At 63.0% G+C, this 20,301-nt stretch carries 23 protein-coding genes; 13 read left to right on the top strand and 10 right to left on the bottom strand.

Features of this window, described 5'->3' with window-relative positions; all coding sequences use genetic code 11:
* Window positions 1–68: 68 nt before the first annotated feature.
* Window positions 69–1,070: an NAD-dependent epimerase/dehydratase family protein gene (locus ACVTFQ_RS14745; RefSeq protein ID WP_111563420.1), complete on the bottom strand. Its 1,002-nt coding sequence runs from the start codon at window positions 1,068–1,070 to the stop codon at window positions 69–71.
* Between ACVTFQ_RS14745 and ACVTFQ_RS14740 the strand changes: the two genes are divergently transcribed.
* Window positions 1,069–1,815: a TetR/AcrR family transcriptional regulator gene (locus ACVTFQ_RS14740; protein ID WP_470423905.1), complete on the top strand. Its 747-nt coding sequence runs from the start codon at window positions 1,069–1,071 to the stop codon at window positions 1,813–1,815. The genes ACVTFQ_RS14745 and ACVTFQ_RS14740 overlap by 2 nt on opposite strands.
* A gap of 17 nt (window positions 1,816–1,832) precedes the next feature.
* Here the strand turns inward: ACVTFQ_RS14740 and ACVTFQ_RS14735 are convergent, their stop codons facing one another.
* The 3 genes from ACVTFQ_RS14735 to ACVTFQ_RS14725 all read right to left on the bottom strand — a co-directional run bounded on the left by ACVTFQ_RS14735 (window position 1,833) and on the right by ACVTFQ_RS14725 (window position 5,850).
* Complete coding sequence (locus ACVTFQ_RS14735; RefSeq protein WP_111563419.1) at window positions 1,833–3,212, bottom strand: sensor histidine kinase; 1,380 nt, start codon at window positions 3,210–3,212, stop codon at window positions 1,833–1,835.
* Window positions 3,209–3,928 (bottom strand): response regulator, encoded by a 720-nt coding sequence (locus ACVTFQ_RS14730; protein ID WP_111563418.1) that lies wholly within the window; start codon window positions 3,926–3,928, stop codon window positions 3,209–3,211. The genes ACVTFQ_RS14735 and ACVTFQ_RS14730 overlap by 4 nt, the downstream gene beginning before the upstream one ends.
* Before the next feature lie 71 nt (window positions 3,929–3,999).
* Entirely contained in the window at window positions 4,000–5,850 is a 1,851-nt protein-coding gene (locus ACVTFQ_RS14725) for an adenylate/guanylate cyclase domain-containing protein (RefSeq protein WP_111563417.1), read from the bottom strand.
* A gap of 181 nt (window positions 5,851–6,031) precedes the next feature.
* Between ACVTFQ_RS14725 and ACVTFQ_RS14720 the strand changes: the two genes are divergently transcribed.
* Together ACVTFQ_RS14720 and ACVTFQ_RS14715 are read left to right on the top strand one after the other, a co-directional pair.
* Window positions 6,032–7,099, top strand: coding sequence for an ABC transporter substrate-binding protein (locus ACVTFQ_RS14720; RefSeq protein ID WP_181459280.1), 1,068 nt, complete (start codon window positions 6,032–6,034; stop codon window positions 7,097–7,099).
* 194 nt (window positions 7,100–7,293) lie between these two features.
* Window positions 7,294–7,770 (top strand): response regulator, encoded by a 477-nt coding sequence (locus ACVTFQ_RS14715; protein WP_313760037.1) that lies wholly within the window; start codon window positions 7,294–7,296, stop codon window positions 7,768–7,770.
* A 154-nt stretch (window positions 7,771–7,924) separates the two neighbouring features.
* On the opposite strand, the gene ACVTFQ_RS14710 is transcribed toward ACVTFQ_RS14715, so the two are convergent.
* A complete protein-coding gene (locus tag ACVTFQ_RS14710) occupies window positions 7,925–8,125 on the bottom strand; it encodes a hypothetical protein (RefSeq protein ID WP_018899795.1) in 201 nt (66 codons plus the stop codon).
* Between the two features lie 326 nt (window positions 8,126–8,451).
* Between ACVTFQ_RS14710 and ACVTFQ_RS14705 the strand changes: the two genes are divergently transcribed.
* From ACVTFQ_RS14705 to ACVTFQ_RS14695, 3 genes are read left to right on the top strand one after another with little or no spacing between them, the layout of a single operon-like run.
* Complete coding sequence (locus ACVTFQ_RS14705; RefSeq protein WP_111563451.1) at window positions 8,452–9,396, top strand: Bug family tripartite tricarboxylate transporter substrate binding protein; 945 nt, start codon at window positions 8,452–8,454, stop codon at window positions 9,394–9,396.
* A complete protein-coding gene (locus ACVTFQ_RS14700) occupies window positions 9,393–9,884 on the top strand; it encodes a tripartite tricarboxylate transporter TctB family protein (protein ID WP_111563415.1) in 492 nt (163 codons plus the stop codon). The genes ACVTFQ_RS14705 and ACVTFQ_RS14700 overlap by 4 nt, the downstream gene beginning before the upstream one ends.
* Before the next feature lie 22 nt (window positions 9,885–9,906).
* The gene (locus ACVTFQ_RS14695; protein ID WP_111563414.1) at window positions 9,907–11,424 is read left to right on the top strand and encodes a tripartite tricarboxylate transporter permease; all 1,518 of its coding nucleotides are present in this window, start codon (window positions 9,907–9,909) and stop codon (window positions 11,422–11,424) included.
* 83 nt (window positions 11,425–11,507) lie between these two features.
* Here the strand turns inward: ACVTFQ_RS14695 and ACVTFQ_RS14690 are convergent, their stop codons facing one another.
* Together ACVTFQ_RS14690 and ACVTFQ_RS14685 are read right to left on the bottom strand one after the other, a co-directional pair.
* Complete coding sequence (locus tag ACVTFQ_RS14690; RefSeq protein WP_111563413.1) at window positions 11,508–12,113, bottom strand: dienelactone hydrolase family protein; 606 nt, start codon at window positions 12,111–12,113, stop codon at window positions 11,508–11,510.
* 60 nt (window positions 12,114–12,173) lie between these two features.
* Entirely contained in the window at window positions 12,174–12,581 is a 408-nt protein-coding gene (locus ACVTFQ_RS14685) for a winged helix-turn-helix transcriptional regulator (RefSeq protein WP_111563412.1), read from the bottom strand.
* Window positions 12,582–12,698: 117 nt separating this feature from the next.
* On the opposite strand from ACVTFQ_RS14685, the gene ACVTFQ_RS14680 reads away from it, so the two are divergent.
* The 3 genes from ACVTFQ_RS14680 to ACVTFQ_RS14670 all read left to right on the top strand — a co-directional run bounded on the left by ACVTFQ_RS14680 (window position 12,699) and on the right by ACVTFQ_RS14670 (window position 14,553).
* On the top strand, window positions 12,699–13,610 hold the full coding sequence (locus ACVTFQ_RS14680) for an NmrA/HSCARG family protein (protein WP_111563411.1): 912 nt from the start codon (window positions 12,699–12,701) through the stop codon (window positions 13,608–13,610).
* A 65-nt stretch (window positions 13,611–13,675) separates the two neighbouring features.
* Entirely contained in the window at window positions 13,676–14,083 is a 408-nt protein-coding gene (locus ACVTFQ_RS14675) for a DUF1801 domain-containing protein (protein WP_111563410.1), read from the top strand.
* A gap of 302 nt (window positions 14,084–14,385) precedes the next feature.
* Window positions 14,386–14,553 carry a hypothetical protein gene (locus tag ACVTFQ_RS14670; RefSeq protein WP_018899785.1) on the top strand — a complete coding sequence of 56 codons (168 nt, stop codon included), beginning with the start codon at window positions 14,386–14,388 and terminating at the stop codon, window positions 14,551–14,553.
* 119 nt (window positions 14,554–14,672) lie between these two features.
* Here the strand turns inward: ACVTFQ_RS14670 and ACVTFQ_RS14665 are convergent, their stop codons facing one another.
* Window positions 14,673–15,782: a DUF475 domain-containing protein gene (locus ACVTFQ_RS14665; protein WP_111563409.1), complete on the bottom strand. Its 1,110-nt coding sequence runs from the start codon at window positions 15,780–15,782 to the stop codon at window positions 14,673–14,675.
* Window positions 15,783–16,227: 445 nt separating this feature from the next.
* On the opposite strand from ACVTFQ_RS14665, the gene ACVTFQ_RS14660 reads away from it, so the two are divergent.
* Both ACVTFQ_RS14660 and ACVTFQ_RS14655 read left to right on the top strand, forming a co-directional pair.
* Window positions 16,228–16,473, top strand: a complete 246-nt coding sequence (locus ACVTFQ_RS14660) for a hypothetical protein (RefSeq protein WP_047509565.1) — start codon at window positions 16,228–16,230, stop codon at window positions 16,471–16,473.
* Between the two features lie 24 nt (window positions 16,474–16,497).
* Window positions 16,498–16,647: a hypothetical protein gene (locus ACVTFQ_RS14655; RefSeq protein ID WP_162718291.1), complete on the top strand. Its 150-nt coding sequence runs from the start codon at window positions 16,498–16,500 to the stop codon at window positions 16,645–16,647.
* 764 nt (window positions 16,648–17,411) lie between these two features.
* Here ACVTFQ_RS14655 and ACVTFQ_RS14650 read toward each other — a convergent pair.
* Entirely contained in the window at window positions 17,412–17,975 is a 564-nt protein-coding gene (locus ACVTFQ_RS14650; RefSeq protein WP_111563408.1) for a dual specificity protein phosphatase family protein, read from the bottom strand.
* 291 nt (window positions 17,976–18,266) lie between these two features.
* On the opposite strand from ACVTFQ_RS14650, the gene ACVTFQ_RS14645 reads away from it, so the two are divergent.
* The gene (locus ACVTFQ_RS14645; protein WP_111563407.1) at window positions 18,267–19,022 is read left to right on the top strand and encodes a hypothetical protein; all 756 of its coding nucleotides are present in this window, start codon (window positions 18,267–18,269) and stop codon (window positions 19,020–19,022) included.
* 13 nt (window positions 19,023–19,035) lie between these two features.
* On the opposite strand, the gene ACVTFQ_RS14640 is transcribed toward ACVTFQ_RS14645, so the two are convergent.
* Window positions 19,036–19,515: a hypothetical protein gene (locus ACVTFQ_RS14640; protein ID WP_018899780.1), complete on the bottom strand. Its 480-nt coding sequence runs from the start codon at window positions 19,513–19,515 to the stop codon at window positions 19,036–19,038.
* Between the two features lie 320 nt (window positions 19,516–19,835).
* On the opposite strand from ACVTFQ_RS14640, the gene ACVTFQ_RS14635 reads away from it, so the two are divergent.
* Complete coding sequence (locus ACVTFQ_RS14635) at window positions 19,836–20,171, top strand: hypothetical protein (RefSeq protein WP_111563406.1); 336 nt, start codon at window positions 19,836–19,838, stop codon at window positions 20,169–20,171.
* The last annotated feature ends 130 nt before the right edge of the window (window positions 20,172–20,301 follow it).

Genomic DNA, 20,301 nt, shown 5'->3' with positions numbered 1-20,301 from the left:
AGCCGGCTTACGGCGTTATCCGCCGAAGCCTGTCATGTCACACACTGGGCGGAACCCGCTTTTTCTCTTCAGGAGCGCGACATGGCATCGATCCCCTCCTGCCAGGTCAAGCGCGGCTCATAACCGAGATGACGCTGAGCCTTCTCGGTGCGCAGCGTGAAGGGTTTGCCGATCAATTGCAGCATCTGGCGGGTGAGCGGCGGCTCGCCGCCGAGATGCAGCAACCGCCAGATCGTTTCCATCACGGTGGACAGTCGCCAGGCCATTGCAAAGGAGACGGATTTATCCTTCGCCGTGACGCCCTGCGTGGCCAAAAGCGCGCTCAGCACGCTCTTCAATGTGCCCCTTTCGTCATCGGCGACGAAATAGGCCTGCCCGCTGCGCCCGCTATCGGCCGCGAGCAGCAGCGCTTCGACGAGGTTGTCGACGTGACAGGTGGACATGGCCTGCGTGCCGCCACCCACCCATTGCCATTGCCCCTTGCGGACGGTGGCTGCCATCTGCTCCAGCATGGGCATGTCCTTGCCCCAGATCATCGGCGGGCGGATCGCCATCGTTTCAAAGCCCGGACGGCGATTGTTGGCGGCCAGCAGGCGCGCTTCTGCTTCGGCCTTTGAACTGCTGTAGGGCGCGAAGCCGCGCTGCTGTGTCGGTGCGGTCTCGTCGATCTCGACCAAGGCGATGGGGTCGCCCATGACGACCGCCGCGGCGCTGACGTAGATCAGCTTGCGCACCGAGGAAGCGGCGACCGCTGCGGCGATCAGATTGTCCATGCCATCGACATTGACGGCGTCGAACTCGCGACGCGTGCCCCAGAGCTTGAACATGGCGGCGGCGTGGAAGGCGACGTCGCAGCCTTCGATACCCGCCGACAGGGCTTCGCGGTTGCCGATATCGCCTGAGACCGGCGTGGCGCCGAGTGCCGCAACGGCGGCCATGCTTGCGCTGCTTCGCACCAGGGCGCGCACGTCCCAGCCTCGGGCGACCAGTGCCCGGATCAGCCTTCCGCCGACGAAGCCGGACCCGCCAGTTACGAAGGCAATGCGTCTTTTGATTTCGATGTCTGCCATGTTGCAGCTCCTGTTTCCTGAAGATGATGTAAATCATGCTCGAACAAAATTCAATGAACAAAATATGAAATTTGTTCGTTGTGGAAATGCGACGGCAACTGGGTTATGGAGAGCCATGAGCAAGGATACGAATATGGCCGACGACGGCCTGACAACGACGAAGATCTTGGATGTGGCTGCCGCGCAGATCAGACGCCACGGGCATGTGAAGACGAATATCGTCGACATCGCCAAGGCTCTGGGCACGTCGCACACCACCATCTACCGGCATTTCCGCTCCAAGGCCGAGGTCTTCGACGCAATCGTCGCTGCCGCGATGAAGGACGAGGAGGCGCTGGCGGAGCGCTTCGTCTCGGCCACGACGCCGGCGGCCGAGCGGCTTTTGGGCCTGGTGCTTGCGCTGCACCGCCGCAAGCGCGAGAACTTCGTCGATGATTTCGAGGTCTACCAACTCTACCGGCGGATCGTCGATGAGCGGCCGGAACTCGTGCGGAGCTATGCGGCGGCGATGACACGGCTCCTCGCCGCGATCATCGAAGACGGGGTGCGACGCAAGGAATTCACGGTTGACGATATCGGCGCTGCCGCCGAAGTCGTTCGCGACGCCGTGACTGTTTATGTCCATCCCGCCCATGTCGAAGCCGCGATGAAGGCGGGCGTGGACTTGGAGCCGTTGATCCGGCGGATGATGATGGCGCTGACCGCGGCGCTGACGAGCGGCGTGTCGTTCGACGCTGCAGAGTAACTGAGAGGGAGGCTGCGTCAGCCCCGCGGAAACGTGACCGAGGCCTGCAATCCGCTTCCGCCCCGTCCGGGCTCGAGATGCAGTCGCGCGCCAAACAGCCCGCAAATCTCCTCGACGATCGGCAAGCCCAATCCAGCACCTGGGGCGCCGGATTGGTCGGCGCGGGAGAAGCGGCGGCGGACGGCGGCGAGCTGGTCGGGCGGGATGCCGGGGCCGTTGTCTTCGACTTCGAGCAGCACGGCATCGTCCAAGCCGCGGATGCGGACGGTGACTTCGGCGCCGTGGCCGGCATAGGCGATGGCGTTGCCTGTGAGGTTGCGCAGGAGTTCGCCGATCAGAAGCGGTTCGGCGCGGATCATCTCTTGCTTGTCGCCCTCGAAGCCGAGATCGATGCCGGCTGCCGATGCTGTGGGGATGAGTTCGCCGGTGATCTCCTGGGCGATGGCGGTGAGGTCGATGGCGGTCGCCGTCAGCGCCTCGCGCGAGGTGGCGGCGTCGATCTTCGCCATCAGGAGCAGCTGGGCGAGCACGCGCTCGGCATGCGCCACGGCCTGGTCGCCCTTCAGCGCCACGGCCTGGGCATCGGCGAGCGAGGTGGCGCGGGCGGAAAGCGCGAGCTGCGTGCGGATGATGGCGAGCGGGGTGCGCAGCTGGTGGCTGGCATTGCCGGTGAAGTTGCGCAGCGCGTCCAGCGCCTGTTCGAGCCGGATCATGAAGCCGTTGACGGTATCGACCAGCGGCTGGACTTCGCTGGGCACGGATTGCTCGATCGGGTGCAGGTCGTCGGGGCTGCGCTCGCCGATCGCGTCGCGCAGCTTGTAGAGCGGGCGCAGGGCCACGGTGACGGAGATCCAGACGATGACGGCGGCGCCGAGGATCATGACGGAGAGGCGCAGCGCCGAGCGCAGCAGGATGGCGCGAGCGAGCTGGCGGCGGGCGATGGTGGTTTCGGCGACGGTGACGGTGAAGGGCACCGAGCGGATGCCTGTCGAGGCCGAGCGGTTGAGGGTCGCGACACGGATCGGCTCGTTGCGGAAGCGGTCGTCGGCGAATGCAGCGCCGTCGCCCCTGGTGTCCTTGATGACCGGGAGCGCCTGGTAGCCGGTGATGAAGTGGCCGGGTGGGCCGTCGACGCGGTAGAAGACGCGGTCCTGCGCCGCCGATGTCAGCATTTCCAGCGCCACATAGGGGATGTCGACCTGCAGCGAGCCATCCTCGGCCACCACGACGCGCTCGGCGATTGCCAGCGCCGAACCGGCGAGAACGCGGTCGGAGACGATGTTGGAGGTCTCGACCGCCTCGCGATAGGTGTCGGCCAGCGCCACGATGCCGATGACGGCGGTGGAGATCAGCAGCCAGAAGAGCAGCCGGCGGCGGAGCGAATAGGCCGACGTCATGAGGCCTCGGGGGTGGGCGCCTCGGGAGCGGCAATATCGGGTGCGGGCTCGGGCAGCTTGTCGAGATAGTAGCCGATCCCCCGTGCCGTCTTCACCGTTAGGCCGTGTGGCGCCAGGCGCTTTCTGAGGCGGCTCACATATTGCTCGATCGCATTGGCGGAGATGTCGTCGTCGAAGGCGGTGAGCGACTGGATGATCGCTTCCTTGGCGACAACCTTGCCGGCGCGCATGAAGAGGATTTCGAGCAGGCCGAGCTCGCGGGCGGGGATGTCGAGCGGCGTGCCGCCGGAGAAGAAGGCGCGCGAATTCAGATCGAGCGACAGGCCGCCGAAGCTGACGGTCGCCGAATGCAGGCCTGCCTGGCGGCGCAGAAGGACGCGCACGCGGGCCTCGAATTCGGAGATGTCGAAAGGCTTGATCAGGTAGTCGTCGGCGCCGAGGTCGAGGCCTTTGACACGTTCTTCCGGGGTGCCGCGCGCGGTGAGGATCAGGACGGCGGCCTGGTTCTGGCGGGCGCGCATGGCGCGCAGCACGTCGAGGCCGTCCATCTCGGGCAGGTTGAGATCGAGCACCACGAGGTCGAAGCTCTCGGCTGCCGTCACCGCATTGGCGGATGCGCCATCATGAACGACATCGACGGCATGGCCGGTGCCGCGCAGAATGGCCGACAGCCCGTCGGCCAGCGCGATATTGTCCTCCACCAGTAGAATGCGCACGGATCCTCCCCTCGATCTCGCCGGAGACTACAGGGCGGCGCTGGCGATGTCACGATGCGCTTTTTAAGGCTTCACTGCTGCGCGATGGCGGCCATCAGCTCGATGAAGCGCGGGTCGGAGCGGATGTTGTCGAGGTCTGAATCGTTTTCGAACCAGCCGATCTGGTAGGAGGAGCTGTTGGGCAGCAATTGCTGCATGTGCTCGACGGCGCGGTCGGTTTCTCCGAGCAAGGCGTGGACGCAGACGGCGTTGTAGCGGGTGATGACGTCGTGCGGGTCCATGGCGAGCGCGCGGTTGATCCAGGAGATGGCGCGCCTGGTGTCGCCGATCTGCGCGTAGGCAAGGGCCGCGCGGTGGACCGGGGCGGAGTTGCCGGGGTTCTGCTCTGCTGCGCGCTCGGCGCGAACCGCCCCTTCTGCTGCCCATTTGCGGCCATCCTCGGGAAGCCCGAGCGAGCGGAAGGCGGCGGCGAGCAGGACCGGGGAGACATAATCGTCGCCATAGAGGCTGGCGGAACGCTCGAAATAGATGATCGCATCCTCGAACTGGCCACGCTTGAACAGGCGGTGGGCGAAGTGGAAATTGGCCTCGAAGAGATTGGGGTCCAGCGCCAGCGCCTTGGCGAAATAGATGTCGGCTTCTGCGTCGCGGGCGGCGTGATGGAGCGCGATGGCGCGGGCGGCGTGGGCTTCGGCGAGATTGGGGTCGAGGGCCAGCGCCTTCGAGGTCATCTCCAGGATCTCGTCGATCGGCAGCTCGGCGGCGTACCAAATGTAAAGCGCGCTGTCACAATCGGCGATGCCGGCATAGGCGCGGGCATAGTTCGGATCGAGCTCGACCGCCTTGTAGAACATGCGCCTCGCCATGATCAGATAGGACATGGTCATGGTGCGGGCGAATTTGCGGCCGCGCAGATAGTAGGTGTAGGCCTCGACATTGGTGGTGGGATCGCTTTCCAGCGCGCGCACTTCCTCCGGGCGCATCTTGACCTTCAATTGGCCGACGATCGCATGGGCGATCTCGTCCTGGATGGCGAAGATATCGGTGAGGTCGCGGTCGTAGCGATCGGCCCAGAGATGGTCCTCGTTGCAGGCATCGATCATCTGGGCGCTGATGCGCACGCGGCCGCCGGATGTGCGCACGCTACCCTGCAGCACATAACGAACCGAGAGCTCGCAGGCGATCTGGCCGATTTTCATGGCCCGGCCCTTGTAGGCGAAGGTGGTGTTGCGCGGGGTGACCAGCAGGCCCGAGATTTTCGAGAGGTCGGTAATGATGTCTTCGGTCAGGCCGTCGGAGAAATACTCCTGGTCGGGATCGCCGCTCATGTTGGTGAAGGGCAGCACGACGATCGAGCGCGTGCCTGAAATGGGCGTTTCGGAGGCCACACCCGTGCTCTGATCGGGGAGATCGACGAGCACGGCGTAGACGTGGACCTTCTGCTCGATGTTCTTCAGCGTCTGACGGCCGCGATCTTCAAAGCGCAGGTCGAGGCGGGCGCCGACATGGTCGCGGACCGAGGAGGAGACGGCGATGCCGCCGGGGTCCGCGACGGCCTCGAGACGAGCGGCGACATTGACGCCGTCGCCGAAGATATCGCCGCCCTCGACGATGACATCGCCGAGATTGACGCCGATGCGAAAGCGGATGCGGCGGTCCTCGGGAACCTCGGCATTGCCGAGTGCTACGCCGCGCTGGATTTCGACGGCGCAGGCGACCGCGTTGACGACGCTGCCGAATTCCACCAGCAGACCATCTCCGAGCAGCTTCACCACCCGACCGCCATATTCGAGGATCGCCGGCTCGATCAGCTCGACGCGGTGACGGTTGAAGGCCTTCAGCGTGCCAGCCTCGTCGATGCCCATCAGCCTGGAATAACCGACGACATCGGCGGCGAGAATGGCTGTCAGTCGTCGCTCCAATGCGGCCTCCGCGTGATAGGGCAACTGGGTTGCGGGAAGTCTAACGTCTTTGGCGCTGATTGTCGCGCGCGACGGTTACGCCTTTGGACGGGCATGGAGCATGGGCAGCATCGCGCAGCGGGCAAATGGGGCGGGTGTGTGCTCACTTGTGCCTGATAGCGCAGTCATGCATTCTCCTCTCATGAGGAGACTGCCACTACTTGCGTTGATGTTGCTCTGTCCGGGCTTTGCCCTGGCGGAGCCGATTTTCTATCCGGCTGTGTCGGGCAATGCCGCTGCACCCGTGCTCGTGGTCTATTCCTCGCTCGACGAGCCGCTGGCGCAGCCGATGATCCGCGGATTTCAGGAGGCGAACCCCGACGTCGCCGTCACCTACGAGGACATGCTGACGGGGGAGATCTACGATCGCATCGTGCAGGAGACGGACGCGGGGAAGCCGACGGCGGACTTCGCCTTTTCGTCGGCCATGGACCTGCAGGTGAAGCTTTCCAACGACGGCTATGCGCAGCCGAGCAACCTGCCGATGAGCGGGATCTGGCCGAAATGGGCGAACTGGCGCAACACCGCCTATGCGCTGACCTTCGAGCCCGCCGTCTTCGTCTATCACAAGCCGAGCTTCGCCAACGAACGGCCGCCGAGCTCGCGCGCCGAGTTCGTCGATTATCTGAAGCGCAAGGGCGATGCGGTGCATGGGCGGATCGGCACCTATGATATCGAGCGCTCCGGTGTCGGCTTCCTGTTCATGGCGCGCGACCAGGAGCAGTTCGGCGATATCTGGTCGGTGATCGGCGCCATGGGGGCGGCGGGGGTGAAGCTCTATTCGACGAGTTCGGCGATCCTGGAGCGGGTGTCGGACGGGCGTTTCGTGCTCGGCTACAATATTCTGGGCTCCTACGCGGCGGATTGGGCCAAACGCCATCCAGAGGTCGGCATCGTGCTGCCGAAGGACTATACGGTCGTGATGTCCCGGATCGGGCTGGTGCCGCAGGCGGCGGCCAATCCGGAGCTCGGGCGGCGCTACCTCTCCTTCTTCATGTCGAAGGAGGGGCAGACGATCATGGCGCGCGAGCTGCAGATCCCCGCCGTCAGCCCCGAGGTGACCGGCGAAAATACCGCCAACACCATGCAGGCGCTGCTCGGCGCGCAGTTGCGGCCCGTACCTGTCAGCCCCGGCCTGATGGTCTATCTCGACCAGGTGAAGCGGGCGCGGCTGATCGCGCACTGGAACGAGGTGCTGCGCACGCAGTAGATGCTAGCTAAGCGTCAGCTAAGCGCTGGGCGTGTTGTTTTGGCGCATTTATATCGGATGGGTTGCATAAGTATATTTTCGCCCGATTTCATCGGTTTTGCCGTGACATGCGGGGTTTGTATTGAACATTTAAAGCCCAAAATTGGTATGGCGCGGCTACTATTCTTTTAACCCTCGGGCTCCATATTAGGAAATTGGAAAGGTCGGGAACCAATCGCGGCGTCACGCGTTTTCGAGTTTCAGGCTGGCATGCATTCCACAGATATGGGCACTACCGCATGAATATTCTTATTGTCGAAGACGAATTGTTGATCGCGCTCGATCTCGAATCCATCGTCGAGGATCTCGGTCACACCGTCATCGGCCCGGCCCGAACGCTGGACGAAGCCCTGGAGCTTGCCGAGCAGGCAGAAGTGGCCTTGGTGGATGTTCAGCTTGCCGATGGCGTGACCGGTCCTGCGATTGCTGAGCGTCTTTCCAGCGAGCATGGCGTAACCGTCGTCTTCGTCACCGGCAATCCCGAGATGGTGCGCAACAACCGCAGCGCCGTCGGCGTCGTCTCCAAGCCGCATTGGCCGGAGAAGGTATCGGAAGCGCTGGATTACGCGGCCGCGATCCGTTTCGGCAAATCGCTGATCGCGCCGCGCTTCCTGATGCCGTTGGCGTCGTGAACCGCTGGGCGGTTCTCTAAAATCTCATTTGTCTCATGTGAAAGTAGGTCGGCTTCGGCATCGGATGATGCCGCATATGCAGGCCGCTCGACAGCGCGCCCGCGGTATCCACCGGGGATGGGTGTTTTGACCTATCTGCGCTACGCTCCGCTTTTCAGCGGAAGCGGCAGGGGCGCTGGGCGTTCGAGAGCAGTTCCTGCTTCGTCGCAAACGAGCCGAAGAGCTTGAGCAGACGCTGCTCCTCTTCCTTTTCCAGCCGGTGACGGCGCGAGAAATCGGCGACGCTCCACACTTCCCGCAAGCGGTCGTTCTGGCGGTCGTCGTTGATCTGGTTGATGTCGATGTGCGTGCTCATGGCGCAAATTCCCCTATTACTTCCGTCTAACGTCGAAAGGCGACAAGGGTTCCCGACATCAATCAGAAATCTGCAGTTTCGGCCAAGAATTCGAATTGCGGCAAAAAAGTGTCCATCCTGACCGGATAAGCGCGGGGTGTCAGCTAAATGACAGCTTGTTGTGGTCCCTTTTGACGAACTTCAACTCCGTGGAGGCGGATAGGGGAAGTTTCGGGAGGAGTTTCGCCAGATATTTCGGATGCGTTTTCGCGTCCGTGTGCGCTGTCCTTCCCGATCCGATCGAGAACAATGCGTGGTCACCGACCGCGCTCATGGAGGACAGTCTCTTGAAGCATATTTTCCTGACCAGCATTTTCGCGGCGGCCATCGCGCTGCCGGCCTATGCCGCCGACTATTCGATCATGGCGCCTGCCGCTCCCGGCGGCGGCTGGGACCAGACGGCCCGCACCATGCAGACCTCGCTGCAGAGCGAGAAGATTTCCGGCAAAGTTCAGGTCATGAACGTTCCGGGCGCCGGCGGCACGATCGGCATCGCCCAGTTCGCCAGCCAGCAGAAGGGCAATCCGAACGCCCTGCTCGTCGGCGGCTATGTCATGGTCGGCGCCATCCTGACCAACAAGTCGCCGGTGACCCTCAAGGACGTTACCCCGATCGCCCGTCTGACCGGCGAATACGAGGCCATCGTCGTACCGGCGAATTCCGATATCAAGACGGTCGCCGATTTGGTCGCCAAGCTGAAGGAAAATCCGGGCGCGGTTTCCTGGGGCGGCGGTTCTGCCGGCGGCACGGACCACATTCTCGTCGGCCTGCTCGCCAAGGCCGCTGGCGCCGATCCGACCAAGATCAACTACATCGCGTTTTCCGGCGGCGGCGAGGCTCTGGCCGCCATCCTCGGCGGTCAGGTGACGGCTGGCGTTTCGTCCTATGGCGAATTCGAAGGCCAGATCAAGGCTGGCGCGCTGCGCCTGCTGGCGATCTCGGCCGACAAGAAGGTCGACGGCATCGACGCGCCGACGCTGAAGGAATCCGGCTTCGACGTCGTGCTGCAGAACTGGCGCATGGTTGCCGCCGCTCCCGGTCTTACCGACGAGCAGAAGAAGGCCGTGACCGATGACGTCGAGAAGCTCGCCAAGTCGAAGACCTGGCAGGACAACCTGAAGACCAAGGGCTGGATGGACACCTATCTCTCCGGTCCGGAATTCGAAGCACAGCTCGCGCAGGACATTTCCGCGACGGAAACGATCCTGAAAGACATCGGACTGGTTAAATGAACCCCGAGAACCAAGTGACATCGCAACAGCGCCGCCCTGATTGGGCGGCGCTTGTTATTGCCGCCGTGCTGGTCGCCATGGCGGCCGTCATCTTCTTCGACGTGGCGCGCCTCAACGAGACGACGGGCTATTCGCAGGTCGGGCCGGCAACGGTGCCGCACTGGATCGCCTACGTTCTCGTCGGCCTGGGCGTCTGGACCGTCTTTGCCGCGTTCCGTCGCGATTTTCCCGAGCGCGAGCGCCAGGAGTTTGGCCCGGTGGTCTGGGTCGTTGCCGGTCTCGTCGCGCAGATGGTGCTGATCCGGCCGCTCGGCTTTTCGATCGCAACCGGCGCGCTGTTCGGTCTTGCCGCCGCCGGCTTCGGCGCCCGCAGGATCTGGATCAGCATTCCTGTCGGCATCGTCATCTGTCTCGGCATCTACTGGCTTTTTGCCGTTGTGCTTCAGCTTTCGCTTCCGGCGGGACCGCTGGAACACCTGATCCATTGACGGGAGCCTTGAGAGTAGCATCATGAGCACATTCGAATTTCTTCTACAGGGCCTGGTCTCGGCGATGGAGCCGATGAACCTGCTATACGCCCTGATCGGCGTCACGCTCGGCACCATGGTCGGCGTGTTGCCCGGCATCGGCCCGGCCACAACAGTGGCGCTTCTTTTGCCCGTCACCTACCAGCTCGACGCGACCGGCTCGCTGATCATGTTCGCCGGCATCTATTACGGCGGCATGTATGGCGGCTCCACGACATCGATCCTCTTGAACACGCCCGGCGAAAGCGCCTCGATCGTCACGGCGCTCGAGGGCAACAAGATGGCGCGCGCCGGACGCGGCGGCCCGGCGCTCGCCACCGCGGCGATCGGCTCCTTCGTTGCCGGCCTGATCGCCACGCTGGCGCTTGCCTTCATCGCGCCGCTGATCGTCAAGATCGCCCTCGTCTTTGGCCCGCGCGAATATTTCGCGCTGATGATCCTCGCCTTCGTCACCGTGTCTTCGGCCTTCGGCAATTCGTCGCTTCGCGGCCTTACCTCGCTGTTCATCGGTCTTGCGCTGTCGCTTGTCGGCATCGACCAGCTGACCGGTCAGAACCGGCTCTCCTTCGGCGTTCCGGATCTCCTCGATGGCATCGAGGTGACGACGATGGCGGTGGCGATGTTTGCGATCGGCGAGACGCTGTTCATCGCAGCACAGGGTACATCGGCGCCCGACAAGATCGAGGCGATCAAGGGCTCGGTCTGGATGACGGCGCAGGACTGGGCACGCTCCTGGAAGGCATGGCTGCGCGGCACCGTCATCGGCTTCCCGATCGGCGCCATGCCGGCCGGCGGCGCCGAGATCGGCACGTTCCTCTCCTATGCGACCGAAAAGAAGCTCTCCAAGCATCCGGAAGAGTTCGGCAATGGCGCGATCGAAGGCGTCGCCGGCCCGGAGGCCGCCAACAACGCCTCGGCCGCCGGCACGCTGGTGCCGCTGCTGACGCTCGGCCTGCCGACTTCGGCCACGGCGGCAATCATGCTGGCCGGCTTCCAGCAATATGGCCTGCAACCGGGGCCGCTGCTGTTTGCCACCAACCCGCAGCTCGTCTGGGGCCTGATCGCCTCGCTGCTCATCGCCAACCTGATGCTGCTCGTGCTCAACCTGCCGCTGGTCGGGCTGTGGGTGCGGCTGCTGACGATCCCGAAGCCCTGGCTCTATGCCGGCATCCTGGTCTTTGCGACGCTGGGTACGATCGGCGCCAATCCGTCGGTGTTCGAACTCGGCATGTTGCTGGCGTTCGGGTTGATCGCCTATGTCATGCGCGTTTTCGATTACCCGATCGCGCCCGTCATCGTCGGCCTGATCCTCGGCCCGCTCGCGGAGCAGCAGCTGCGCCGTGCGCTCGCCATCAGCCAGGGCGACGTGACGACGCTCGTGCAGTCGCCGATCGCCGCCGTGCTGCTCGGCTTGGCAGCCCTGGCGTTGATCCTGCCGCTCATCCTTCGCCTGCGCGGGCGCGGCGATGTGCTGACACAGATGGCGGCCAGCGAAGACTGAGCCGCCTTCAGACAAAGAAAAAGACTGCCCAAACCCCTATCTTTCACGGCCGGCGATGGAGACATCCGCCGGCCGTTTCTCGTTCAAGGTAAGCCGTCGCCGGCGCCGTTGACGTGTCGGAGGAAATCGAGGACGCGGCGGGTGAGCACTTCGGCGGCGTCGGAATCCCAGGAGGGGAGCGAACTGTCGGCGAAATAGTGCTGGTCGCCGGGGTAAAGGAAGAGGCTCGCGTCCTTCACGTGCTCCAGGATCTCCCGGGCGGCATCGATATCGCCCTCGCGCATGAAGATCGGGTCGGCATCCATGGCATGGATCTGCACCGGCACGCCCTCCGGCCATGGGCCGAAGGACCACTCGCCCGATATCGGCAGGCAGGCGTGGAACAGAAGCGCGCCGCGCGCGCCGGGCCGTGTCTGCGCCAGCTGCTGCGCCGGCACCACGCCAAAGGAGAAGCCGGCATAGACAAGCTCGGCCGGCAGGTCCTCGGCCACGCTCACGCCGCGCTCGCGCAGCGCGTCAAAGCCGGTCGCCTGGATATAGGCCATGCCCTCTTCGATGCTCGCGAAGACATGGCCGTCGAAGAGATCGGGCGTGTGGACGATGTGACCTGCGTCGCGCAGATGATCGGCGAAGATATGGATGCCCGGCGTCAGCCCTTGGGCGTGGTGAAAGAGCAGGACTTCTGCCATGGGTTACCTCCGGGAGGGGTAGGTATGGCGGGGGCGGGGGAAGTCCATGGGCACGCCCGTTTAGCTTCGCTGAGCCTCGTCGAAGGCAATCCGGGAGGCTTCGATGTCTTGCCAGGTATCCCTGATCCAACCTGTGAAGGCGGCCAGGGGCGGTAGCATGGACTTGCCGCGTTCCGTCAGTTCGTATTCCACCCTTGGCGGCACCTCGGGATAGTAGTGGCGCGCCACGAGGCCGTCACGCTCGAGGTTGCGGAGCGTCAGCGTCAGCATCCTTTGCGATATGTCCGGAATGCCGCGCCGGATGGCGCCAAAGCGCATCGGTTCATCGGGTGACAGAGCCAGCATTGAAACGACGAGAATCGTCCATTTGTCGCCGAGGCGGACCAAGACGCTGCCTGGCGCGCAAGGGGTCAGTACCGGTCCGCGCGCGGTTTCGATGACGGGGCGACCATTGATATGACGCTGCATGAACTGGCTCCTTCAATGGTTATCATCATGTGCCTGAGGCCCAAACATGTGCCGTCTTGTGCCGGATTTCAAATAATTCCAGATAGTAACCATTGAAGCTTACGAAAGGTAACTATCATGGACGACAATTCCGAATTTCTCGTCTTCGGCGCGACCGGTCAGCAGGGCGGCGCGGTGGCGCGCGCGCTTAGGGCCAAGGGCAGGAGGGTCCGTGCCTTCGTCCGCAACCCGGATAGTGCGAAGGCGATGGCCTTGGCCGGCGAAGGGATTTCTTTGGTGAAAGGCGATCTCTTCGATACCGCCTCTATCGATCGGGCCATGGCCGGCATTGATGGTGTCTTCAGCGTTCAGACCAGCTCTCCCGGCGGTGAGGTCAGTGATCAGCAGGAGGTCGATCAGGGCAAGGCGATCGCCGACAGCGCTTTGCGGCACGGCGTTCGGCATCTCGTCTATTCCTCCGGCGGTGGGGCGGGAAAAGGGCCGACGGGAATGGGGCATTTCGACAGCAAATCGGAAATCGAGGCCTATGTCCAAGGCCTGCCGATGGCAACCACGATCACCCGGCCGGCAAGCTTCATGGAAATGATGATGCTGCCCGGGATGGGTTTGCCCGAGGGCGAATTCACCTTCTTCATGCGGCCGGATCAATTGATGCAGATGATTGCCGTCAAAGACCTGGGCAGGATCAACGCAGAAATTCTGATGGCTCCCGACAGGTTCAGCGGCAGGGCGATCGAGCTTTCCAGCGCATCCGTGACGGGTGAGGACCTCGCGCGCGCTTTCACCAAAGCCGCGGGCCGGCCGATCACTTACCGGCGCTTTTCCGATGAGTTGCTCGACAACAACCCCTTCCTGAAACGTCTCGCCGAACTGGTGGACGACGGCTTGCTTGCTGGCGTGGCGGACATCCCGGCGCTTGAGCGGGAGTTTGGGCCCCTGACGTCGCTGGATGCGTGGCTGGGCGGGGATGGGAAGTCGCTTTTCGAGGCGGCCCTCAACGCCGGGAAGGCTGACGTGGCGTTGCGCTAAGGTTTCGGCGGAAATTCTCTTTGGTTGCTGCTACAGTCAGTTGGAGCGCAACTAGGGAGGGACTGATGAGTGCGCCCAAGCTTTTGTCCGGCGGCAATCCGCAGATACCGAAGGGGGAGGGGGATGCCCCGGTTGAGGCGTATATCGCGGCGATGCCGGGGTGGAAGAGTGCTATCGGGAAAGAGCTTGATGAGCTGATAACGGGGCTCGTTCCCGATCTGCGCAAAGCCGTCAAGTGGAACACGCCGCTCTATGGCGCCGCGGCAGGCGGCTGGTTCCTGGCGTTTCACTGCTTCGATCGGTACATCAAGGTGACGTTCTTCAAGGGCACCTCACTCGTTCCGCTGCCGCCTGTCGGGTCGAAGCAGGAGGGAGTGCGGTATGTGCATCTGTATGAAGACCAGGGGTTTGATGCGGCCTTGCTGAAGGGGTGGATTTTGCAGGCGGCGGCGTTGCCGGGAGAGGTGATGTGAGGTTGGTGTGGGGAGGTTTTGTTGAGGCAGCCTAGGCGCCCGGAGCCCCCTCATCCGCCCTTCGGGCACCTTCTCCCCGCTGGGGAGAAGGGGAAAGCGGCATCCTCTGCGGTCTCTTCCCCTCTCCCCTCGGGGAGAGGGTAGGGTGAGGGGGCTACTGGCTGGGGTCTCGCTTCTAGGGGCTATCTACAACGCCCACCCCGCCCATTCCCGCATGGCTGGGTTGAATTCCCGGCGGTTGTGGTTCCCACCTCGCGCGCCCATATGTAAGCAGTCAATCATATGCTAGAGAAAGAAAGACAATGTCCTTCCGTCAGTCCATTCGTGATGGCTTGCTTGGCCGCGCCTTTGCGATGATCGGTGCCGCGAATGCCGCCAGCGCCGCCGTCCAATCCGGCCGCCGCCCACGCGAGCGCGATCTCAACAAGCTTGGGATCGATCCGAGCCTGTTCGGCCGCATCAATCACTAAGCCTGCAAGATAGAAGCGGCCGTCGGTCGCTTGATATGAAACAGCCCGCAACCTCTCGGTCGCGGGCTTTATTTTTGTCTGAGATTTGGGCCACGGCGTGAGCCGCAGCCGGATCAGCGTCAGGCCTGAACCTGCTGCTCCTTCTGCGCATGCGTCTCGCCATGCGCCTGCTCTTCGGCCTGTTCCTTCCTGTTGTAGCGGATGGAGGACCAGAGCGAGATGCCGATCAGGGTGGCGCCGCCGAGGCCGGTGATGACTTCGGGGATATGATACAGCGTCTGCACATACATGATCACCGAGAGGATCAGGATGGCGTAGAAGGCGCCGTGCTCGAGATAGCGGTATTCGGCAAGCGTTCCCTTTTCCACCAGCATGATCGTCATGGAGCGCACATACATGGCGCCGATGCCGAGGCCGATGGCGATGACGAAGAGGTTCTGCGTCAGCGCGAAGGCGCCGATGACGCCGTCGAAGGAGAAGCTGGCATCGAGCACCTCGAGATAGATGAAGGCGCCGAGGCCACCCTTGGCGGCGGCGCTCATCGTCTTTTGCGAGGCATCCAGCAAGCCGCCCACCACCTCGACCGCGAGGAAGGTCAGAAGGCCATAGATGGCGCTATGGACGAAGGTGCTGGCTTCCGCTTCCGGCAGGAAGGACGAGAAGACCAGGATGAGGGCCAGCACGAAGGCGATCTCGATGCCCTTGATGGTGGCCGAGCGGGCCATCATGCGTTCGAGGCCGGCAATCCAGTGCACTTCCTTCTCATGGTTGAAGAAGTAGTTGAGGCCGACCATCATCAGGAAGGTGCCGCCGAAGGCTGCGATCGGCAGATGCGCGTCGTTCATGATGCGGGCATATTCGGCAGGCTCGCGGGCAGCGAGAACCAGCGCTTCCCATGGGCCGATCTGCGCCGCGATGGCGACGATCGCCAACGGGAAGACGATGCGCATGCCGAAGACGGCAATGACGATGCCCCAGGTCAGAAAGCGATGCTGCCACTCAGGCGTCATTTCCTTCAGCTTGTTGGCGTTGACGATGGCATTATCGAAGGAGAGCGAGATTTCGAGTACGGCAAGCACCGTACAAATGAAGAAGACGGTCGCCATGCCGCCGATGGTGCCGGTCGTCTGCCAGCCAAGGGCCGCGCCGAGCGCGAGGCCGACGGCGGTGACGATGAAGGACCAGGTGAAGTAGCTGAGTGTCGATTTCGTCTTGGCGGGGGTGCTCATGAGCGAACCTCCCCACTGTCAGCGCTGTTTGAGAGCGTGGATACGCTGAAGAAACGCGACATACCACAACGGGCATGCGCGTAAGGCATGGTGTGCTTTTTCATCGAATGAAAATCCGCCGGCTTATTTGCAGGCGGTACCGACATCACGAGAGCGCCGTAAAAACTCTCGCCAGAGGGGCCCGGCACCAGGTTGCCCGTCGGCCGATGTCTGAGGCCGCGGGATGTTCACAGAGATAGTCAAGTTCGCGGCTCAGTCAAGATCGGGCTGGGGCGCGCGATCGCTTTTCTCGGGAACCATCCGGGCCTCCGGTCGTTACGTTCTCAGTTGCCCGACAGATGTGTCGCCGATGGGCCGCCGACTTTTGTCGCGGCGCGCTCGGTGCGCGGTCGGGAAACGGGGCCAGTGTAAAGCGAAGAGTGTAACGATAAGGGAGAGGACGACCATGCCGACCCATAGCCACGTTCCAGACACCCATATTCCCGACAAGCGCACGCAAGCGCCCGACCGCATGAAGCGGGCAAAGCCGAACCGGATGAAGACCGCCCAGGTGATGCCGCCGCATCAGGTGGACTTGACGCTGACGCCGGGCGTTCACCACGACATCCACGTGCCCGCGCATGTGACGGGCGGAGATTTGTCGCGCGAGGGACCGATTACCAGCGACGACAAGGGCTCCGACAAGAACTGAATTCCAGCCGATAGCGAGAAATAGATGACCGTAAATACCGTGCCCGTTGACCTGACCATGAAGCATGAGAGCGAGTGGCGTGCGATTGCCGTCCCGGCCGCGGCGGATGTGCGTGTTGGTGTCAGGGCGGGAGAGACGAAGCGGATCGGCGCTGAGGCGCGATCTGCGGGTTGAGGGTGATCTTGCCGGGGAGTGTCCGTCACAAGATCGCTTATTACGGGCCGGTGCCCCACCCACCAACGTCATCCTCGGGCTCGTCCCGAGGATCTGCCGAGGGTTGGTCTGGGCTGTACGTGCATGGATGTTAACGCCGGTGGGCGGTCCATGACCGTTGAACTCGCGGCGGCGTGCTTAGATCCTCGGGACGAGCCCGAGGATGACGTCGCTGGGTGGGGTTTGCCCGGTGGCACAGCCGCACGAGAGGCTGTCGTAGTGTGCTGGTAGAGCTTGTTTCATCGTTAGTAATTCGGCTGGTGCCACATACTCCGTCGTCATCCTCGGGCTTGTCCCGAGGATCTGCCGAGGGTTGGTCTGGGCTGGACGTGCATGGATTTTAACGCCAGTGGGTAGTCCATGACCGTTGCATTCTTGGATGCGCGCTTAGATCCTCGGGACGAGCCCGAGGATGACGTCGCTAGGTGTGGTTGGCGTGGTGGTGCAGCCGCACGAGAGGCTGTCGTAGTGTGCTGGTAGAGCTTGTTTCGTCGTTATTAATTCGGCCGGTGCCACACCCACCAACGTCATCCTCGGGCTCGTCCCGAGGATCTGCCGAGGGTTGGTCTAGGCTTGGACGTGCATGGATTAAACCGCCGGCGGGCGGTCCATGACCGTTACACTCTCGGCGGCGTGCTTAGATCCTCGGGACGAGCCCGAGGATGACGTCGCTGGGTGTGGTTGGCGTGGAGGCAACAGCCGCACGAGAGGCAGACCGCTCCCCCTCAAAACCCGATGGTTTCTTCAAACGCGTCCCAGGAACGGGTGAGTTCGTAGCGGCCGATGCCGGGGAGGGCGAAGTGGCCGAAGTAGGGGCTGAGCTGAAATTCGGCGAAGGCTTCGCTGAGCTTGCCGACGGCGCCGACATAGATGGCGGAGGCGAGGCCCGTGCGGTTGGCGCCGTGTTCGCAGTGGATGAGGAGCGGTTTCGGCGCATCGGCCATCAGCTTTGCCAGGCGTTCGGCTTCGGGGATCGGCAATAGCTTCGACGAGGACATCGGGAAATCGATCAGGGTGATGCCGGCCTTCTGCGCGGCCGCCGCCTCATTGCGGTACCAGTCGGTGCGCTCCTCGTCGCGCAGGTTCACGATCGTCTTGATGCCGTAGGTGTCGGCATAGGTGGCGATATCAGTGCCGCTTGGCTGGGCGGAGCGGTAGAGCTCGCCGGGGATGACTTCGTGGAAATTTCCAGTGAGCTGGCCGATGCCGGCATGGCCGAGGACCAGGAGCACCGCGCCGAGCGCGAGGCCTGCGGGCCACTTCAGAAATTTCAGATATTTTCGCGTCATGCCTTCACTTCTCAGCCGTCGTCGTGGCTGTTCCAGCGTCTCTGTCACAGCAACCACGCCTCAAATAGGCAGCCGGATCGCGCCGTGCCAGCGTTTTCGACGACCAGCCTCTTCAACGAAACGTGACCGGTGGGCTCTAGCGGGCAAATGGCGCGATGATGTGGCGGCGGGGCAAGCGAAACTTCTCACGGGAAACTTAGGGGGCGAAACCTGCGGGGGACAAATGGCGCTTGCCAACCTTTCGGAAAGGATTGCGCGGCGATAATCGGCCATCACGGGAATCGGGACGCCATGGCCAAGACAGCGACACGCCGCAAGACATCGACACGCTCGCGGTCGGGAGCGAGGAAGAGCGGAGGCGGCAGCGCGCTTCCCTGGGTGGTCGTGGGTGCGCTCGCCTTCGGTGGCATCGCCGTCTACGACAACTGGAAGAGCGTGAAGCCGATGCTCGCCTCGCATGCGCCTTCCCCATCAGCCTCGCGGCCGGTGAGCGTGGCGAAGAACACACGCGAGCGCGATGCGGTGCGTGAGGCTATCAAGGATACGAGCCGGGACACGGGGCCGAGGCAGACGGCGTCGATCGCGCCGGTCTCGAAGATCATTCCTCCGGCCGCCGTGCCGATCCCTTCGTCCAAGGGGCCCGTCGCCGAACGGGCGGAGCCGGTTTCGATTTCGCCCGCTTCCATTTCACCGGCGCAGACGCAATCCGCCAAGGCTGCCTTCGGCTATTGCGGGCAGGGCGAGCATATCAACTGCGTCGCCGACGGCAGCACCTTCTGGTACAAGGGCGAAAAGATCGTCATCGCCGATATCGTCAGCCCCGGCATCGACAATGCGCGCTGCGACGGCGAGCGCAAGGCGGGCTTCGCCGCCAAGCTCCGGCTGCTCAACCTTCTGAATGCCGGGTCGTTCTCGATGAACGCCGCCGGCCAGCCCGACAAGGGGACAGCGCCCCGGGTCATCTCGCGCGACGGTCGCTCGATCGGCGCGCAGCTGGTGGATGAGGGTCTGGCCCGCAAGCCCGGCAAGGGCGCCTGGTGCGCCTGAAGATTGTCTAGGCTTATTTCTGCTTCGGCGCCTTGCCGTTGGTCTTGAAGACAGCGGAGAAGGCGGTGTCGGTGCTCTTGGCGCTGCATTCGATGGCGACCGGCTTTCCGTCATAAGGGTTGCCGAGCGTGCAGCTTCCCGAGACCTTGACCTGGCCGGTCATCTTCTGGCCGGCGCCCGTCACGACCATATCGAGCGGCAACGTGACATTGCCCGCCGATGCCGGCTTGATCTTGGTGCCGTCGCCCTGGAAGCCGAGCATCTTGCCTTCGGCGGAGAAGATGAAGGTGACCTGACCGTTGACCAGCGTAACGCTGGCGATCTCGTTCTGGCAGGGCTTGGAGACATCGACCTTGCCGACGACGAGCTTGCTGCATCGTCCGGCCAGCGTCAGCGCGCCAGGCGCGCCTGGGAAGTTCTGCTGTGCCGTGCCCGCTGCCTGGGCGATCGATGCCGACAGAAGTGCGCCAGCGGTCAGGATTACCAGTTTCATTTCAATACCTCGTCATGCCCAAGCTTGTCGCGATCCTTCGGATTCGCTTGTCACGCTTTAGGCCTCTGTTTTCTCGCATGTCGGTGCCGCAAAACCGCTTCACACTTTTGCGCGACATGCTGCAATCGTGTCGCCACAGCACCGAGGCCATGACATTCTACTGTGTTCGAAATTGGTCAGCACGCTAGACTTTCAATGTCTTGGCACACAACTTCGCAGTCCAAGAAAAGCCACCAGAAATGGCTTACGAAACCACTTTTACATATGTCGATCCGATAATAAGACCGTCGCGCCCCGTGTGGGGCGTTTTGAGGGGAAACATGAGAAACATCACGCTGTCGGCGGTCTCCGCCATCGCATTTCTGGCATTTTCAGGCGTCTCGCACGCGGAAGACCTGGTCTTCACGCTGAAGAACGGCACCAACTCGGTGCTCACCAATTTCTATACCTCGCCCGTTGGCGTCAACGAGTGGGAAGACGACGTCTTCGGCAAGCAGGTACTGAACCCGGGCGAAAGCATGGACATCACCATCGGTGACGGCCGCGACGTCTGCAAATACGACATGAAGTTCGAGTTCGAGGAAGGCTCCAACCTCGACACGACCACCGACACGCAGAACCTCTGCGAAATGGGCTCCTATACGATCCACGAATAAGCGCTCGCGCGGTTCGCTCGACATGAAGAGGTCCGGCCATCCGCCGGGCCTCTTTTCGTTTCAGCGCCTGTGTTGCGCGATGCCCGACAGCAAAACGCCCCGGAGACCGGGGCGGTGGTTGCTGCTTTGG

The sequence above is a fragment of the Rhizobium sp. O111 genome, assembly GCF_055616315.1.
This window is presented reverse-complemented; position numbering and strand designations above follow the sequence as displayed.

What these genes read in the sequence shown, in the direction of transcription:
- ACVTFQ_RS14700 (WP_111563415.1), top strand. Translation starts at nt 9,393, where the DNA reads ATGAACCCCGAGAACCAAGTGACATCGCAACAGCGCCGCCCTGATTGG.
- ACVTFQ_RS14690 (WP_111563413.1), bottom strand. Translation starts at nt 12,113, where the DNA reads ATGGCAGAAGTCCTGCTCTTTCACCACGCCCAAGGGCTGACGCCGGGC.
- ACVTFQ_RS14720 (WP_181459280.1), top strand. Translation starts at nt 6,032, where the DNA reads ATGAGGAGACTGCCACTACTTGCGTTGATGTTGCTCTGTCCGGGCTTT.
- ACVTFQ_RS14695 (WP_111563414.1), top strand. Translation starts at nt 9,907, where the DNA reads ATGAGCACATTCGAATTTCTTCTACAGGGCCTGGTCTCGGCGATGGAG.
- ACVTFQ_RS14650 (WP_111563408.1), bottom strand. Translation starts at nt 17,975, where the DNA reads ATGACGCGAAAATATCTGAAATTTCTGAAGTGGCCCGCAGGCCTCGCG.
- ACVTFQ_RS14740 (WP_470423905.1), top strand. Translation starts at nt 1,069, where the DNA reads ATGTTGCAGCTCCTGTTTCCTGAAGATGATGTAAATCATGCTCGAACA.
- ACVTFQ_RS14680 (WP_111563411.1), top strand. Translation starts at nt 12,699, where the DNA reads ATGGACGACAATTCCGAATTTCTCGTCTTCGGCGCGACCGGTCAGCAG.
- ACVTFQ_RS14685 (WP_111563412.1), bottom strand. Translation starts at nt 12,581, where the DNA reads ATGCAGCGTCATATCAATGGTCGCCCCGTCATCGAAACCGCGCGCGGA.
- ACVTFQ_RS14675 (WP_111563410.1), top strand. Translation starts at nt 13,676, where the DNA reads ATGAGTGCGCCCAAGCTTTTGTCCGGCGGCAATCCGCAGATACCGAAG.
- ACVTFQ_RS14735 (WP_111563419.1), bottom strand. Translation starts at nt 3,212, where the DNA reads ATGACGTCGGCCTATTCGCTCCGCCGCCGGCTGCTCTTCTGGCTGCTG.
- ACVTFQ_RS14745 (WP_111563420.1), bottom strand. Translation starts at nt 1,070, where the DNA reads ATGGCAGACATCGAAATCAAAAGACGCATTGCCTTCGTAACTGGCGGG.
- ACVTFQ_RS14655 (WP_162718291.1), top strand. Translation starts at nt 16,498, where the DNA reads ATGACCGTAAATACCGTGCCCGTTGACCTGACCATGAAGCATGAGAGC.
- ACVTFQ_RS14710 (WP_018899795.1), bottom strand. Translation starts at nt 8,125, where the DNA reads ATGAGCACGCACATCGACATCAACCAGATCAACGACGACCGCCAGAAC.
- ACVTFQ_RS14640 (WP_018899780.1), bottom strand. Translation starts at nt 19,515, where the DNA reads ATGAAACTGGTAATCCTGACCGCTGGCGCACTTCTGTCGGCATCGATC.
- ACVTFQ_RS14635 (WP_111563406.1), top strand. Translation starts at nt 19,836, where the DNA reads ATGAGAAACATCACGCTGTCGGCGGTCTCCGCCATCGCATTTCTGGCA.
- ACVTFQ_RS14660 (WP_047509565.1), top strand. Translation starts at nt 16,228, where the DNA reads ATGCCGACCCATAGCCACGTTCCAGACACCCATATTCCCGACAAGCGC.
- ACVTFQ_RS14670 (WP_018899785.1), top strand. Translation starts at nt 14,386, where the DNA reads ATGTCCTTCCGTCAGTCCATTCGTGATGGCTTGCTTGGCCGCGCCTTT.
- ACVTFQ_RS14665 (WP_111563409.1), bottom strand. Translation starts at nt 15,782, where the DNA reads ATGAGCACCCCCGCCAAGACGAAATCGACACTCAGCTACTTCACCTGG.
- ACVTFQ_RS14645 (WP_111563407.1), top strand. Translation starts at nt 18,267, where the DNA reads ATGGCCAAGACAGCGACACGCCGCAAGACATCGACACGCTCGCGGTCG.